We start from the raw sequence: 16,121 nt of genomic DNA, 5'->3' as shown, positions 1-16,121 counted from the left end.
CAACCTGTCAGGAACCAGACAGATGGAGGGCGCGATGACTGGATCTATGGGAGGATCAGATGTCTAATCGAAACAATGGAAACGGCACGTCACAGCTGCAGATGACGCGCCGCAACGCCCTGAAACTCGGCCTCGGCACGAGCGTGGCCTTTGGCCTTTTCGGCCTGAATGCCCGCATCGTCGTGGCGCAGGAAGGTCAGGTGCTCAAGGTCGCACACCCAGCCTTCAATCAGGACTGGTCGCCGTTGCGCGGCGGCGGCGTGCCATATCGCTGGAATTCCGCCTGGTGGGCGTCACCGATGTATTTCGACAGCAAGGGAGAATTGCATCCTTACGTCTTTACAAGCTGGGAGCCGGATGCCGACAACAAGATCTGGACCTTCAAGATCGACCCGAAGGCCGTCTTCTCGGATGGAAGCAAGATTACCGCCGAGGATGTGAAGGGCTCCTGGAACGTCTCGGCCATGCCCAACACCAAGAACCAGCGCGCCGACCAGGTGCTGAGCAAGGTCGCCGGCTATGCCGACGTCAGCGGCGGCAAGGCCAAGGAAATTTCCGGCATTGCGACGCCGGACGAAGGCACTGTCGTCGTTACCCTTTCCGATGCCGACCCGATCTTCTTCATGCGCCTGGGCAACCATATCGCCCCGATCACCAAGGCGTCGCAGTCGCGTGGCGAAGACGGCGAGGAAGTCGCCGATTGGTACATGCCCGACAATGGTGCAGTCTTCTCCGGCCCATTCAAGCTGACCAGTATCGACCTTGATGCCGGCAAGCTGGTGTTCGAGCCGAACGAGAACTTCTTTGGACCGAAACCGAAACTCGCGCGCATCGAGATCGACTCGATCGAGGACAACGTCACCGCGACCTCGCTTTTGAAGTCCGGCGAATACAACGCCCACACCGAACTCGTCACCTCGACCATTGTGCAGGACCTCGGCGCCAGTTTCGCAGAGGGCCCGCTGATCCCGACCAGCCAGCATTTCTGGTTCAATTCGTCGCGTGCGCCCATGGATGATCCGAAGGTCCGACAGGCACTGATCATGGCCGTCGATCGCGAGGGCCTGATGAAGGCCTCCTTCCCGGATGGCCCGCACAAGAAGGCCGACCAGATTCTCAACTCCGTGCCCGGCGCCGACAATTCCGGCTTCGAGCCCTATCCTTACGATCCGGAAGGCGCAAAGAAGCTTTTGGCGGAATCAAGCTATGGCGGGCCGGAACGCCTGCCCAAGCTTCTCTTCGTCGGCATTTCCGGTCCGGCCATCGAGGCGGCAGCGCAGTTCATCGCAGAGCAATGGCGCCAGAACCTCGGCATCACTGCCGTCGACATGAAGCCTCAGCAGGATGCCTATGCCGGCCCCGACCAGAACGCGGTGCAGATTTTCCGCGACGATGTCGGCACGCGTGTTCCAGACGCCGTCTCGTATCTCGCCGGTTCTATCGCCTCGACCTCCTCGAACGCGCAGAACAAGCTTGGCGGATACAAGAACGACAAGGTCGACAGCCTTTTGGCAGAGGCCGCAACCAAGGCGGTGGATGATCCGCAGCGTGTCGCGCTTGCGCTGGAAGCCCAGAAGGCCTTCCGTGAAGACTGGAGCTTTATCCCCTGGTACGCCCAGGCCATGTCGCGCTGGGCCACCGACAAGGTGACCGGTATGGAAAAGAACCTCGACTGGCAGGTCGTGGCACCTTGGGACATCTCGGTCGCTTGAGGCCAAATGAATATATTTCCTGTGCGGGGGCGCGCGTCGCCTCCGCACAGATTTCGATTGCTGGAGTATGATAGCGCGAGGCTTACCCACAGCGAGAACTCGAAGCTTCATCTTCTGAAAACCAGGGTGGGAGACTGCCATGCTGCGCTACTTTACGACCCGTTTCGTCGTCTGGATTCCATCCGTCCTGCTTGTCATGCTCGGCGTCTATGCCTTGGCCTATTATGGTGCCGGCGACCCGATCAAACTGATCTTCCTGCGCGCGCCCGGCGACGTTGCCTACAATCCCGAGCGCATCGAGGCGATCCGCGAAAGTGCGGGCCTCAACCGGCCGTTCCTCGTCCAGTTCGGCAGCTATATCTGGAACCTGCTGCATGGCAATTTCGGCAATTCGCTGAGTTCCGGCCGCTCCGTCTGGGCGATGATTTCGGCCGCCGCCCCCGTTTCCTTCAAGCTGGCACTCTGTTCCATCGTTCTGACGGCCGTCGTCGCCATTCCACTCGGGCTGATCGCGGCGCTGAATCAGAACACCCGCACCGACTATGCCATCCTCGGCTCGGCCCTGTTCCTCTGGGCGATCCCCGCTTACGTTGCAGGCCCGATGCTGATGGTGCTCCTGATCATGGTTCTGCCCGGGTCGGCCGTTCCCTATGGCTGGGGCGGCATTTTCGACGTGCGCATTCTGCTTCCCCTGCTCGTTCTTTCCTTCCAGCCGATCGCGCTCATCGTGCGCCAGACCCGCGCAGCGGTGATCGAGGTGCTGTCGGAGGACTTCGTCCGCACCGCCCGGGCCAAGGGCGTACCGGAAACCATGGTGGCACTTCGCCATATCCTGCGCCCGGTTCTGACACCCGTCGTCACCCAGCTTGGTCTGATCATGATCACCATCGTCAACGGCGCCATCTTCGTCGAGCTCGTCTTCGGCCTGCCGGGTCTCGGCCGCCTCACCGTCAAGGCCCTGACCAATACCGACTATCCCGTCATTCTTGCCGTCACGCTGATCGGCTCGTTCCTGGTGATGATCTCAAACCTCCTGGTCGACGTGCTCTATCCGCTGCTCGACCCGCGCGCCAACGACACCAGAAGGAGCCGCTGACCCATGTCCATCGTCCCTCTGACCAGCCCTGTCGGCACTGATATCGAACCACCCGTCAGCCTGTGGCGCGATGCTTGGCACCGGCTGCGCCGCAACCGGCTTGCCCTTTTTGGCCTCGTCATCGTCGTCATTCTCGCTTTCACCGCGGCCTTCGGCCCATATCTGACACCTTACGACTTTCTCAGCCAGGATCTGGACGCGCGCAACCTGGCGCCGTCGATGTCGCATCTCTTCGGCACTGACGATCTCGGACGGGACGTCTTCAGCCGCGTCATCTACGGCACGCGCACCGCCTTCCTCGTGGCTGTTGTCGTCACGTTCATCGCCGTTCTCATTGGCGTTACCCTGGGCGCGATGGCCGGCTTCTTCGGTGGCTTGCTCGACAGGATCGTCATGTGGCTCACCGACATGACCATGTCGATCCCCAACCTGCTGCTTGTCGTCGTCATCAATGCCTCGCTGAAATCGCCGATCGCCAGCTGGATGGAGAGCCGTTATCTGGCGACCTTGAATCCCATCTATCGCGAAACCATCTGGGTCGATTTCCTGCTCGTCTTCGGCTCGATGGCGCTGATCTCCTGGCCGCCCTATGCCCGCCTTGTGCGCGCCCAGGTGCTGTCGATCCGCTCACGGCCCTATATTACCGCGGCGCAGGCGCTTGGCCTGACCAACCGCATCATCCTGATGCGCTATGTCGTGCCGAATGCGCTCGGACCGCTGATCGTCGCCGTCAGCGCCGGTCTCGGAACAGCCATGGTGCTGGAAAGTGCCTTCTCGTTCCTCGGCGTCGGGGTAAACCCGCCGACCCCGAGCTGGGGCAACATGATCTCGGACGGCCTGCGTGTCTGGCAGCATTATCCGCATCTGCTGGCAGCCCCCGCCGCCGTTCTCGGCCTTGCCTCCGTCGCCTTCTCCTTCCTCGGCGATGGTCTCAATGATGCCCTCAATCCGCGCGGAGCGAAGTGATGATGATGGCCAACGACATTCGCCCCCAACCCACAGCCAAGACCGGTGAGCGTCTGCTGGACGTGAAGGGCCTGACGATCGAGATCGAGACCCGAAACGGTCCCGCGACCATTGTCGATGGCATCGACCTGCATGTCGACAAGGGTGAGACGCTCGGCATTGTTGGCGAGTCCGGCTGCGGCAAGAGCCTGACGATGCTCAGCCTGATGCGGCTTCTGCCCAACAAGATCCGCGTCACCAAGGGCGAAGCCAATTTCGCCGGCCGCGACCTGCAGAAGATGTCGAACGCCGATCTGCGCAAGGTGCGTGGCGGCGAGGTCGGCTTCATCTTCCAGGACCCGATGACCTCGCTTAACCCGGTGATGCGCATCGGCCAGCAGCTTGCCGAGCCGCTGATCTATCATCGCGGCATGACCAAGGTAGAGGCGCGCAAGCGGGCTGGCGAACTCCTGAAGCTTGTCGGTATTCCCGGCGCCGAGGAACGCCTCGACGCCTATCCGCACGAGCTCTCCGGCGGCATGCGCCAGCGCGTGATGATTGCCATCGGTCTTGCCTGCAATCCGCAGCTTCTGATCGCCGATGAACCGACGACCGCGCTCGACGTGACGATCCAGGCGCAGATCGTCGATCTGGTGAAGGAGCTGCGCGACAAGCTTGGCATGTCCGTCGTCTGGATCACCCATGACCTCGCGCTGATTGCCGGTCTCGTCGATCGTATCAACGTGCTTTATGCTGGCACCGTGGTTGAGGATGCGCCGGTCGATGCGCTGTTTGCCACTCCCAGACATCCCTACACACAGGGGCTTCTCGCCTCGATCCCGAAGCTTACCGACGAACGCTCGACACGCCTCAGTTCGATCGGCGGTACACCGCCGGAACCGGGCCGCCGTCCGAAGGGCTGTCCCTTCGCGCCACGCTGCCCGCTGGCCGAGCAGATTTGTCACGATCGCGTTCCCTCGCTCGAAGGCATCGGCCAAGTCGGCACGCATCGTGTTGCTTGCTTTGTCGCGCAACGAAAACTGGAGGCTGCGTGATGGGCGCCCAACCGCTGATGCGCATCGAAAATCTGGTCAAGCACTTCCACGTCCGGCTTGGCGCCTTCGGCGAGCGGGCCGCGACCGTGCATGCGCTGGACGACGTCAGCTTCGAAATACTCGAAGGCGAAACGTTGAGCCTCGTCGGCGAGTCCGGCTGCGGCAAGTCGACCACCGGCTTCACGCTTCTCAACCTGCACCGGGCGACCGGAGGCAAGGTCATCTATCAGGGAAGGAACATCGTCGAGCTCGATGAAAAGGCGATGCGCCCCTATCGGCGGCAGCTTCAGATCGTCTTCCAGGATCCCTATTCGACGCTCAACCCGCGCATGACCATCGGCGAGGCTGTGGGTGAACCGATCCTGTTTCACAAGCTCGCAACCAAGGCGGAACTGCCGCAGAAGATTTCCGAACTGCTTGCCGATGTCGGGCTGCCGCCACGTTTTGCCTCGCGCTACCCGCATGAACTGTCCGGCGGCCAACGCCAGCGTGTGGCGATCGCCCGCGCCCTTGCCTGCCAGCCGAAATTCATCGTCTGCGACGAGGCGATCTCGGCACTCGACGTTTCGGTCCAGGCACAGATCATCAACCTGCTTCTGGATCTGCAGCAGAAATACGGACTGACCTACCTCTTCATCGCCCATGACCTTGCGGTGGTCCGCCATATCAGCGACCGGGTCGGCGTCATGTATCTCGGCCGCCTCGCCGAACTGGCAAGCCGCGAGGAACTGTTCGAGCATCCGCTGCATCCCTATACCAAGGCGCTTTTATCCGCCGTGCCCGAGGCCGATCCGGCGCATGAGCGCAGCCGCAAACGCCAGATCCTGCAGGGTGACGTGCCGAGCCCGCTTTCGCCGCCGTCCGGCTGCCGTTTCCACACGCGCTGCCCGATCGCCATGGATGTCTGCAGCAAGGTGGTGCCGGAATGGCGCGAGGCCCGGCCCGGGCACATGGTCGCCTGCCACGCTGTCACCGAGGGCTTGCCCGGATGACGCTGCAGGTTGCCATCATCGCCGATGACCTGACGGGTGCGCTCGATACCGGCACGCCCTTCATCGAGGCCGGCCTGAAGGTGGCGGTGGCGATTAACGTAGAGGCCTTGGGCGAGGCATTGGCCCGCGCGCCGGATGTCGTGGTGGTCAATACTGCGTCGCGGGCGCTGCCCCCGGGGGAAGCCGCCGAACGGATCGTGGCAGCTTTAACGAGGCTCGGACCGGCAGGGCCGCACATCCTGTTCAAGAAGATCGATTCCCGGCTCAAGGGCAACGTTGCCGCTGAAAGCATGGCCCTCGCCCAGGTTTCAGGTCGCGGCCGGATTATCGTGGCGCCCGCGATCCCCGATCAGCAGCGTTTCACGATCAATGGCGTCGTCACGGGCCGTGGCGTGGACGTCCCCTCGCCGGTTCGGCCGCTATTTCCCGAGACATCCTTGCCGATCGATATCTGCGATGCCGCCAGCGACGCAGACCTGGATCATCTGGTCGCCCGCGCCGATTGGTCCGCGGCGATTGCTGTCGGCGCGCGTGGCCTTGGCCGCGCCTTTGCCCGGTCACTGGCAAGATCGGCCGGGGCCTACCCGGTATTTTCGCCAACGATCGAAACACTGTTCGCTTTCGGGTCGCGGGATCCGATCACAGCGGCCCAGATCGAGCATCTCATAGAAAATTGCAAGAGCGTTACCGTTGTGGGAGCGCCTGCCGGCGACCTGCCGCCTCACCTTATCACCAGGCTTCCTGCCGTGGCGCAATGCTCAGGCGAACAGGCCGGGCACGCCGAAGACGTGGTTCGCCTTTTCGCCGAGCGTATCGGCAAAACCGTCGAAAGGACGAAGCCGGATATGATCATGATGGGCGGCGGCGATACGGCGCTGGCGATCCTGAAGGAATTGGGCGCAACAGTGCTCATCCCGAACGGCGAAATCGATGCGGGCATCCCCTGGTTCGAGATCGAAGATATGCATGGCCGGACAATCCGTTGTGCCGTAAAATCGGGGGGCTTCGGCAATATCAATTCTTTGCTAAAACTCATTCCGGAGAATCTGCTACGAAAAAAGATGTCCAACGAGACAAGGATCGAAAAACAGGCGTGGTGAAGAAAATGGCGCAAGATGCCCCCTCAATCGGAGAGCCCGGCCAGGCCGCCAAACCAGAGCGTGGGAAATCCGTGAGGCTGGTCGATCGCGTCTTCGACCAATTGCGCGAGCGCATCCGCTCCGGCAACTACGCGCCGGACTCCCGCCTGCCGGGGGAGCACGAGCTGGCTTCGATCATGGGTGTCTCCCGCCCGATCGTGCGTGACGCGCTTGGACGGTTGCGCGAAGAAGGCATGGTCTATTCGCGGCAGGGCGCCGGCACCTTCGTCAGTGCCCAGGCGTCGCCGGCCACGCATCTTGCCTATTCGCCGGTCAAGACGATCGCCGACATCCAGCGCTGCTATGAGTTTCGCCTGACGATCGAGCCTGCGGCGGCCTTTTTCGCCGCCCAGAGGCGCGACGAAGCCGCCCTCCAGAAGATTGCCGCGGCCCTTGCCGACCTGCGCGAGGCGACGAGCCATCAGCTTCATCGCACCGACGCGGATTTCGTGTTCCACAGATGCGTCACCGAAGCGGCCAACAATCACTACTATACGGCCTCGATCGAGGCCCTCAAACCGCACATCGCTGTCGGCATGCACCTGCATGGCCTATCGCTGATGGGACCGAGGCTCGGACTGGAAAAAGTGTTCGAGGAGCACAACGCCATCTATCAGGCGATTGCAGATGGACGCGCGGAGGACGCGGAAAAGGCGATGCGACTTCATCTCGAAGGTTCCCGCAATCGCCTCTTTGAAGACCGCGTCCTCGATCTTTCCTTCTGATCGCCCCCAACAGAAAAAGCCGGCGCTCCTTGCAAGACGCTGGCTTTGAAGTCTGTTGTCAAGCTGCTGAACGTGAGTTCGAAAATCGTCGCCGGCAAAATTGCACTCTGCCGGAGGGGTCGAAGCCATGCCGTTCGGCTGAACCGCATGGTCCAGGTTCGTATTTTTCCAAGCTGCACGAAAAGGCGACGTTCTTTGAGGACCTGCTGTCGTGGAGCGCCAAGTTGGATATAAGCTAGTCATCGAGACAAATCAGGAGAATACGCGTGGAAACAACGGAGATTGGCAGTCGCAGCGATTTTGCACTTTGGGCTATTCAGCGTGCGCAGGAAATCGTGACGACCGAGGGTGCGTTCTTTGCGATAGCGGCACGTGATATGAACGAAGAGGCACTTGCCGCAACCGCCGCAAAGCTTGGGAAAGCAATCAGCGATGCGATGCTCGAGGTCTTTGACGGCCTGATTTCTGAATGAGTGTTCGAGGAGGCATGAGCATCTGCCGATGACCGCGACCACCGATTTCATCGCAGAGTTGGTACGTGCCGCCAATGAGGTGGCAAAGCTGCCGCCTGTGGAGAGGGGCAGGCTGTTGAAGCGGGTTATTGCGACAATCCGGTACATGCGGGACATCGTTGGATTTCCCGCATGCGGCTCCGCGGCCGATTCATTGATAACGATGGGCACCTTGGCCGGGTCGGCCGGTCGCAGACCTGATACAGACGTCCGCGCCGCCCTGCTCGAAGCGGCCGGTATGATCCGAGATCTGCGCATTGTAATGGATTCGAAGATTGAGGTGATCGTCAAAAGCGCCCGCGGTTTAGAGCGGCCGACCTCGTAGGTTAGCCGTACACCTTGCGAACGACGCCATGCGACGCGTCCATAACGGCGTCATGTGTATCGCGGAAGAGGTGGTGCGTACGGCCCCGAAAGGATCATCGCCTTTTTTCCCGCGCGCCTTGTTGGAGCTACAATTAGGGGTCATGGAAATCGCAACGGCCACGCCTATGTTCCAACAGGCGACGATACAGCGCGAGGGTTACATGTCAGCTGAAACCAGGCGACGAGCGGCGGAGAATGCATTTCAACGGGCGCATGAGGCTGGGCACGCCGTTGAACAGGACGACCGTTTCCATGCGTGGATCGAAGAATGGATCGCCGGGCACATCGAGATGCCGGAGGTTGCCAGGCGCTACCGCTCCCTTCTCAGCGAACGATCTGCCAAGCGGCAAGTCCGGGCCGCTGCTCCTGTGGTAGAAAACATCCAGGATCCGAGCGGTCCGGAAACCGAACAGCCCTTTGACCTCGAAACCGAGATCAACCAGTTGATGATTGAGGACCAGCATACTCCGAAGGAGTGATTGTCCTGCGGTGGCTGGCCGCGTCGGTTGAAGCCCAACCCGGGCCAAACAGAGCCTCCCAGTGTAGGGCGAGTCCAAAGGGTTGGGTGCTAAAATGCCCGCCGCATTCCGGCTGACGGTTTCGCTATCGGCAAGATGGCGAAACCGTCGAGGAACGATGCCCCGAGCGACAACCCGCCGCGGCTCAGCAGCCGATCACTAACCAACGGTCGGGTAAAGACGCGGAAGCCATCGCTCGATTACATCAACCGGGAATCCGAGACGGACTTTTCCCTTTTTGCTAGGAGACGTGAGTACACCGCAGTCCAGCAGGCTCGATAGCACCGTTCGGGCCTGCCGTTCTTGATACCCTGTCAGGGCTTGTACTTGTGAGCGTGCAAACTCACCGGCAAGAATGGTTTCACGCAACAGCGGCCGGCTCCCTTTTGGCCGATTGAGGAGGGCCTGAAGCCAAGGGCCGCACGGCTCAAGGAAGTGGTCGGAACGAAGGTCGAAAAGTTGGCGACAGGTCTCCGATCACGCGCCGCAACTTCATGGATATTTTCGACGCAACGGTGCCCGATCCCGTCGCAGTTGATGTGACGGCAGAATGACGATGGAAATTTCAGGGATTTAATGACAATTCCGGTCCCCGCAACGCACACGATGCGGCGCCAGGGTCTACTAGGCCGTAAACTCATAAACGGGGTTTCGTCAGCGACGAGATAATGATTCACTGGGGCTTTGATTTGGAGGCCTTTTGTGACGCGTCGTCGTTTCGATCTGACTGATTTCGAGTGGGCGATTATTCAGCCCTTGTTGCCGAACAAGCCACGCGGCGTGCCGCGCGTTGATGATCGGCGAGTGATCAACGGCATCCTGTGGCGCTTCCGCACGGGCTCACCCTGGGCGGATGTGCCGGAGCGATATGGCCCTTACACCACGTGCTACAATCGTTTTGTGCGCTGGAGAAAGGCCGGCGTTTGGGATCATGTCTTGCACGAGATCGCAAAGGCCTTCGACGGCGATATCATTATGATCGACAGTTCCTGTGTTCGCGTTCATCAGCATGCGGCCACGGGAAAAAGGGGGATCGAGACGATGGCTGCATGGGACGTTCCCGTGGCGGCCTGACGACGAAAATCCACGCCGTCGTCGACGCAGACGGCAGACCGATCCGCCTCGATCTGACAGCAGGGCAAGCTCACGATATCAGGATGGCAGAGCCGATGTTGCAGGACATGCGCAAAGGCACCATCCTGCTCGCCGATCGTGCTTACGACACCAATGTGCTACGCGATTTGGCCAAAGAAAAACAATCCTGGGCCAACATTCCGACGAAACAAAACCGCAAGGCCAGTTTCTCTTTCAGCCGCTGGGTCTATCGTCAACGCAACCTGATCGAACGCTTCTTCAACAAACTCAAACAGTTCCGAGGCATTGCAACCAGATATGACAAAGACCCACGCAACTTTCTCGCAGCGGTCAAACTCGCCGCAATACGCATCTGGATCAGATCGTTATGAGTCTACGCCCTAGACGACATGGCCGATTAATTGGCATGGCAGGTGCGCTACTCGAGTCGCTTGAGATCAATACAGTTTTGCCAACAGTCGTTCGGCGGCCTTCACGTCCGCAGTGTCCAAGCCTTCGCCAAACCGTTCGAATACCGGCTGCAACAGTGCCCGCGCATCGCTCATCCGTCCGTCGCCGACCCAGAGCGTAGCAAGATCGGTCGCCGTTCGTAACTCCCATGCACGTGCGCCCATTTTCCGGCTGTGCTCGAGTGAGCGCATGAAGCATGTCTGTGCATCATCAGCCAAGGCCGGCGGCATTGACAAGAGCAGGTTCGCTCTGATGCGCAACAACTCCGGCATGTAGCAGAGGTCCCCGTTTTTCTCGACGAGTCCGATAGTCCTGTTGATTCTTGTCATGCCTTCCTCGAATTCGCCGATTGCTGCCAGTCCCTTGACGATCGAGATTTCGAGCATGGTCGTGAATACCTCGTAAGTAGCTGCATGAAGGTTTTCGATACATCGTCGCAATGTCTCGATGCCGAGCTTTACGTCCCCCCGGCGAATTGCGACCTCTCCTTCGAACCCTCTGGCGACAGAGACGTACGGCGACAGAAAATGCAGTCCAGCGCGCGAAATCAGCCATTCGATGTGCTCTTCGGCGCTCCGAAGGTCACCTCGCCATAGGAAGACAGCAATTCCCCCGAGCAATGCAATGCATAGGGTCAGCGAATGATCCAGCTCGGCGGCGTCACCGATCGTCTGACGCGCACGGTTGTCGGCTTGCGTGGGATAACCCTGTAGCCACAGGTTCCTCCCGAGATTCCCTCCCGCCAAGTGCCTTCCTTCGAACCCGATATAGCTCGCCGGTGTCCGCCGCGGTCGTGGCTCGCCCTTCGCCGCCGCCTCCAGTTCGATGCGCGCGGCGTCCAGATCGCCTGTGAAATGCAGCGAATTCCCTAGAAAGAAATGCCCCAGCTCGACCGTTGCAGCGTCCGCCATCGTGGCGGCGATTTCCGAACAACGTCTTGCGTAGTGAAGGGCGGCGTTGAAGTCGCCAGTGCGCAGTTTGAACATGTTCAACGGGCCCAATATCCGCAACTGATCGAGCGCATTGCCCCGCTCCTCGGCGATCTGAAGGCCTCGTCTGAGGGCAACTTGCGACGTGTCGCGGCCGCCTTGCATATACATCCAGGAGATTCCAAGACCCGCTTGAAGGTGCATTTCCTCGAGGCTGCCCAGCGAGGCGTCGTCCAGTGCGAGAAGCGCGCGCTCAGACCACCGCTGACATTCGGGGAAAAGCGACATCACCTGGAAAACCGGCACTGCAGAAGCCGCAAGCTTGATGCCGACATCGACATCACCGTCCTCGCCAAAGCACCATTCTAAAGCTGCTCGAGCGTTGTTTATGCTGATGAAGTATGGCACCCGCTCGAGACCCGTCGACAAGGTTGGCCAATCTGAGCCGAATTGCTCCAGCCAACGCTGATAGTACATAGCGTGGCGCGCGGCCAATCCGGCGCGATCCTCATCCGTCTGATGTTGAAGTGCATAGGCACGTGTCGTATCCAGCAACCTGTAGCGCATCATCGCGCCGATTGGATTGGTCGCAAGCAACGATTTTCCCACAAGACTGTCAATTGCGCCAAAGATGGCGCGCTGATCCAAATCCGGAGTGGAAGACACCTCCAGTGCCGCATCAAGCGTGAAGTCTCCGACAAAGATCGCCAGCCGACGAAGCACGACGCGCTCCACGTCTGTGAGAAGCCCGAAACTCCAGTCGAGCGTAGCCTGTAGCGTCTTCTGGCGCGGTGGCGCTGTTCGGGATCCCGCCCATCCCAATGTCAGGTGCCGATCGAGAAGCGTGGCGGTCTGAAGCAGACCATACGTCTCGACCCGGCGAGCAGCCAATTCCAAAGCAAGTGCCACGCCGTCAAGTTTTCGGCAGATGCTCGCGATGACGCGGACATCGCGGTCGCTGATATCGAGAGTTGCTCCGCTGGCCGCAGCCCGTTCCATGAACAATTGAATTGCGGGAAACGACAAAATCGCCTCGGTCGAAATTTCTGGATCATCCGGTGGGCAAGCGAGGGTGTCGAGCCTGTAAACGCTTTCGGCCTCGATCCTTAAGGCCTCGCGGCTTGTTGCGAGGAGGTACACCTGCGGCGCGGCCTCGATTATGTTTGCCACGAGATCCGCAATTGGGTCTATCAGGTGTTCGCAGGTATCGAGGACAAGCAGAATTTGCTTGTCGCGCAGATAGGCAAGCAGACTGGGGCGCACATCGTCAGATCCCACCGACAGCCCGAGCATCGAGGCGATCCCGGCAGCTACCAAACCAGAGTCGCTCAACATGCCATAGTCAGCGAACAACACGGCCCCTTTGAAGTTTGGGGCGAGATGATGCGCCACTGCCGTGGCGACGGTAGTCTTTCCGACGCCGCCGACGCCAACAATGGTGACCATCCGCGACTTCATCAATTTGTCAGACAAGCGGAGGATGTCTTCCTCCCTGCCGACCATCCGATCGAGGCGGCTCGGAAGGATGGCATGGGGGAAATCGGCGTCTGACCGAACCGTCGGCAAGGGGCTCGACCGAGCGATCGGCGCTACGAAACAGTAGCCTCGGCCTGCGATCGTCGTGATGTAGCGCGCGCCATCCTGGCCGTCGCCAAGCGCCTTCCTCAGCCCCGTCATATGAAAGCGCAGGCTGCCTTCCTCGACGATGACATCGGGCCAGACCCGTAAAATCAGATCTTGCTTGCTGACGAGTTTGTTCGGAGCAGAGACGAGCGTGATCAGCAAGTCCATGGCCCGCGCGCCCAGTTCGATCGAAACCCCTTCCTTCACAAGGAGGCGCTGGTTCACACTCAAACTGAAAGGACCGAAGGTGAGTCTATCAGCCGTATCGTCCCCGGTTCCAGTCATGGCGCTACCTACAGCATTCCCCAACCAAGCTCTTATACTCCAAGGGGTTCGCTGACGCTATCGAGGAAGACGGGCACGGTTTTGCAACGACGAAGGAGAATGCCTCAAACAATAATGAAAGCGATTTCGACGTTGCCTCGAGTGGCCCTGGAGAAAGGGCAGATACGTTGGGCTCGTTCGATCAGTGTCGCTGCGACATCGCGCTCCAGCCCAGGGAGATGAATGGCAAGCCGAACACCAATAAGGCATGCATCGTCATCCTCCGATGTCAGATTCACTTCGGCATGGATTCTCACGTCGCCGGATAGTTTGGCCCCATCGTCGCTGGCAACCTGCGCTAAGGCGCTGGCGAAGCTTGCGGACCAACCTGCGGCCATAAGTTGCTCGGGATTGGTCCCAACCCGGGTCGAACCGGGGTCAGAAAGCCTGACATCGAGCACACCGTCTGAACTGCGGGCAATGCCGTTTTCGCGTCCACCAGTGGTTTCGGTCGTGGCCGTGTAGATCAAATTCATTGTCTTGGTCATGGACATTTTCTCTTGGATTGCGAATGCCCCGTTGGGCACATTGGCGCGCGGTGCGCGCGCCAATGTGCGTTTAAACTTCCGTGCAGCCCAAGAGGTACGCCGAGGTGGGGCGAAACCACACGTTAGACATTGTTAGATGTTCATAGGCGGCCGCTCCTCACTGCAAATCGACCGTCCATCCGCGTTCATTTTTGGCGGACGGTAAGTCCGCCACCCCTAACCATGTCCGAGCGAAAACAGCGCTAATCGCAGCTATTGACGTCTAACAACGCATAACGTGCGATTCCGGTCCCGGCGAAGTAGTTCTTTGGGCAGCACAGAAGTGCAGACGCTCAATCATCAGCAGCTACAAAAGGAAATTCGCTATGACCACCAAGGTTATCTTTACTGGCAAGACGCACAACACCAACGGTCGCGACGGCGGAACACGCAGCAGCGACGGTCAGTTGGACATCAGGTTCAAGCAGCCGCATCCGGCTGCAGAACACCTGTTTGGTGCCGCCTGGTCGGCCTGCTACATGGGCGCGATCGAGCTCGCCGCATCGCAAAGGCAAATCAAGCTGCCGGCCGGAACATCGGTCGATGCCGAGATCGATCTGAACGCAGATGAGGGCAATTACTTTCTGAGCGCTCGGTTCAATGTCAGCGTACCCGGTGTCGATCCCGCCGTTGCGCGCGAATTGCTTGAGGCCGCACATAGCATCTGCCCGTACTCCAAGGCAACGCACGGCCACGTGAACGTTGCGACCAATCTGGTCTGAACGGCTTTTGTCGGGTCTGCCTGTACAGACAGACAGACCCGACCAACTGATGGCAACGTCAAGGCATCAAATTGGGCCATCAACCAACTGCGGATCATTACGCACAGCGTCGGGCAAACAGCCGATGCGCATTAGAAGGAACGGAACGATGACAAGGAAACTTGAAGGTAAGGTAGCAGTCATCACGGGCGGCAGCGCCGGCATCGGGTTTGGTGCGGCAAAGCGCTTCGTCGAGGAAGGCGCGCAGGTGTTCATTACGGGTCGCCGCCACTCGGAACTCGACAAGGCCGTCGCCGAGATTGGAGGAAACGCCATCGCAATCCAGGCCGATGCCTCGAACCTCGCCGATATTGATCGGATCTACGAGGTCGTCAAGACAAAGGCCGGCCGCATCGATGTCCTCTTCGCCAATGTTGGCATATACGAGCTCGGCACATTCGGCGAAATCACCGAAGAGCATTTCGACAAGACGTTCAATACCAATGTGCGCGGTCTTCTATTTACCGTGCAGAAGGCGCTCCCGCTGCTCGCGGCGGGCTCATCGGTGATCCTGACGGGATCGATTGCGTCGATAAAGGGCTTCCCGTCTTTGTCCGTCTATAATGCCACCAAAGCGGCGATCCGTTCGTTTGCCCGTAGCTGGATCGTCGACCTCAAGGGACGCGACATCCGTATCAACGTGCTAAGCCCCGGTCATACGGAAACGCCCGGTCTTTCAGTTCTCGCCGATGAGGCGGTACGCGATGCGATGAAGGCGAACGTGCCGCTTGGCCGCATGGGGACACCGGACGATCTCGCCAAGGCAGCCCTCTTCTTGGCTTCCGACGACAGCAGCTACATCACCGGCATTGAGCTCTTCGTCGACGGCGGCGTGGCCCAGTTTTAACCGAAGAGGCGGGCGTTCTGAAGCGCAAGGGTGGCGTATACTTGCACGGCAGGCAGCACAGTTTGGCACGATCACTGGTCTTGTCACCACATGGCGAAGACGGGGCCGCAAGCAGAACATTGTGGACGGCGAAAAAGGCCCCGAGCTGGTCATGGTAAACCACGACGGCAAAGCGCATTCTTTCTCCCGATCAGGTCTTCGTCAATGTCGGCACGCTCGCCACCATGCCGGCTATTCCAGGGCTCGGGGAGTCGCAGGCGATGACGCATATCCAGGCGCTGGAGCTCGATTACCTGCCCGAGGTATAGGTTCGACGAGTGCCGCGCGACAGCAGTCATCTCGACAATCATCGCGCGAATCCCACCGCATCCTCGGGCTCAGGCAATCGTGCCTGAAAATGTCACGATCCTGCCGTTGCCGCCGAAATCACCCGAACTCAACCCGGTCGAAAACCTCTGGCTCTTCATGCGCGAGAACTGGTTCTCGAACCGAGGTTCTGATCAAT

General features: G+C 59.9%; 16 protein-coding genes and 1 pseudogene. 14 read left to right on the top strand and 3 right to left on the bottom strand.

Features of this window, described 5'->3' with window-relative positions; genetic code table 11:
* Positions 1-59: 59 nt before the first annotated feature.
* The 11 genes from ACSQ2Z_RS22905 (at position 60) to ACSQ2Z_RS22855 (ending at position 10,526) form a co-directional block, all read left to right on the top strand.
* Positions 60-1,712 carry an ABC transporter substrate-binding protein gene (locus tag ACSQ2Z_RS22905; protein WP_436083529.1) on the top strand — a complete coding sequence of 551 codons (1,653 nt, stop codon included), beginning with the start codon at positions 60-62 and terminating at the stop codon, positions 1,710-1,712.
* A 139-nt stretch (positions 1,713-1,851) separates the two neighbouring features.
* Positions 1,852-2,808, top strand: a complete 957-nt coding sequence (locus ACSQ2Z_RS22900; protein ID WP_436083528.1) for an ABC transporter permease — start codon at positions 1,852-1,854, stop codon at positions 2,806-2,808.
* A gap of 3 nt (positions 2,809-2,811) precedes the next feature.
* Entirely contained in the window at positions 2,812-3,774 is a 963-nt protein-coding gene (locus tag ACSQ2Z_RS22895) for an ABC transporter permease (protein ID WP_436083527.1), read from the top strand.
* Positions 3,774-4,808, top strand: coding sequence for an ABC transporter ATP-binding protein (locus ACSQ2Z_RS22890; protein WP_436083526.1), 1,035 nt, complete (start codon positions 3,774-3,776; stop codon positions 4,806-4,808). Before ACSQ2Z_RS22895 ends, ACSQ2Z_RS22890 begins: the two co-directional genes overlap by 1 nt.
* Positions 4,808-5,800 carry an ABC transporter ATP-binding protein gene (locus ACSQ2Z_RS22885; RefSeq protein ID WP_436083525.1) on the top strand — a complete coding sequence of 331 codons (993 nt, stop codon included), beginning with the start codon at positions 4,808-4,810 and terminating at the stop codon, positions 5,798-5,800. The genes ACSQ2Z_RS22890 and ACSQ2Z_RS22885 overlap by 1 nt, the downstream gene beginning before the upstream one ends.
* Positions 5,797-6,900 carry a four-carbon acid sugar kinase family protein gene (locus tag ACSQ2Z_RS22880; protein WP_436083524.1) on the top strand — a complete coding sequence of 368 codons (1,104 nt, stop codon included), beginning with the start codon at positions 5,797-5,799 and terminating at the stop codon, positions 6,898-6,900. The genes ACSQ2Z_RS22885 and ACSQ2Z_RS22880 overlap by 4 nt, the downstream gene beginning before the upstream one ends.
* Positions 6,901-6,905: 5 nt before the next feature.
* Positions 6,906-7,664: a FadR/GntR family transcriptional regulator gene (locus ACSQ2Z_RS22875; RefSeq protein ID WP_436083523.1), complete on the top strand. Its 759-nt coding sequence runs from the start codon at positions 6,906-6,908 to the stop codon at positions 7,662-7,664.
* A gap of 266 nt (positions 7,665-7,930) precedes the next feature.
* Positions 7,931-8,137 carry a hypothetical protein gene (locus ACSQ2Z_RS22870; RefSeq protein WP_436083522.1) on the top strand — a complete coding sequence of 69 codons (207 nt, stop codon included), beginning with the start codon at positions 7,931-7,933 and terminating at the stop codon, positions 8,135-8,137.
* 28 nt (positions 8,138-8,165) lie between these two features.
* A complete protein-coding gene (locus ACSQ2Z_RS22865) occupies positions 8,166-8,501 on the top strand; it encodes a hypothetical protein (protein WP_436083521.1) in 336 nt (111 codons plus the stop codon).
* 52 nt (positions 8,502-8,553) lie between these two features.
* Positions 8,554-9,021 (top strand): hypothetical protein, encoded by a 468-nt coding sequence (locus tag ACSQ2Z_RS22860; protein WP_436083520.1) that lies wholly within the window; start codon positions 8,554-8,556, stop codon positions 9,019-9,021.
* Positions 9,022-9,762: 741 nt separating this feature from the next.
* Positions 9,763-10,526 (top strand): IS5 family transposase gene (locus ACSQ2Z_RS22855; protein WP_436083519.1). Its coding sequence is split into 2 segments (ribosomal slippage): positions 9,763-10,078 and positions 10,078-10,526, totalling 765 coding nucleotides; the frame shifts between segments, so codons are not numbered across the junction.
* Positions 10,527-10,592: 66 nt separating this feature from the next.
* Here the strand turns inward: ACSQ2Z_RS22855 and ACSQ2Z_RS22850 are convergent.
* Positions 10,593-13,442 carry an ATP-binding protein gene (locus ACSQ2Z_RS22850; RefSeq protein WP_436083518.1) on the bottom strand — a complete coding sequence of 950 codons (2,850 nt, stop codon included), beginning with the start codon at positions 13,440-13,442 and terminating at the stop codon, positions 10,593-10,595.
* Between the two features lie 104 nt (positions 13,443-13,546).
* Positions 13,547-13,969 carry an Ohr family peroxiredoxin gene (locus ACSQ2Z_RS22845; protein WP_436083517.1) on the bottom strand — a complete coding sequence of 141 codons (423 nt, stop codon included), beginning with the start codon at positions 13,967-13,969 and terminating at the stop codon, positions 13,547-13,549.
* Between the two features lie 365 nt (positions 13,970-14,334).
* Here ACSQ2Z_RS22845 and ACSQ2Z_RS22840 point away from each other — a divergent pair, with 365 nt between their 5' ends.
* Both ACSQ2Z_RS22840 and ACSQ2Z_RS22835 read left to right on the top strand, forming a co-directional pair.
* Positions 14,335-14,730: an Ohr family peroxiredoxin gene (locus ACSQ2Z_RS22840; RefSeq protein WP_436083516.1), complete on the top strand. Its 396-nt coding sequence runs from the start codon at positions 14,335-14,337 to the stop codon at positions 14,728-14,730.
* Positions 14,731-14,878: 148 nt separating this feature from the next.
* Entirely contained in the window at positions 14,879-15,616 is a 738-nt protein-coding gene (locus tag ACSQ2Z_RS22835) for an SDR family NAD(P)-dependent oxidoreductase (protein ID WP_436083515.1), read from the top strand.
* A gap of 149 nt (positions 15,617-15,765) precedes the next feature.
* On the opposite strand, the gene ACSQ2Z_RS22830 is transcribed toward ACSQ2Z_RS22835, so the two are convergent.
* Positions 15,766-15,966, bottom strand: coding sequence for a hypothetical protein (locus tag ACSQ2Z_RS22830; RefSeq protein ID WP_436083514.1), 201 nt, complete (start codon positions 15,964-15,966; stop codon positions 15,766-15,768).
* A gap of 40 nt (positions 15,967-16,006) precedes the next feature.
* Between ACSQ2Z_RS22830 and ACSQ2Z_RS22825 the strand changes: the two are divergent.
* Positions 16,007-16,108, top strand: a pseudogene (locus ACSQ2Z_RS22825) (transposase); the annotation flags it as partial.
* Between the last annotated feature and the right edge of the window lie 13 nt (positions 16,109-16,121).

It is taken from the genome of Pararhizobium sp. LjRoot235 (assembly GCF_964254145.1).
Lineage (GTDB): Bacteria > Pseudomonadota > Alphaproteobacteria > Rhizobiales > Rhizobiaceae > Pararhizobium.
The sequence above is the reverse complement of the archived record's forward strand: the minus strand, read 5'-3'. Positions and strand labels throughout refer to the sequence as shown.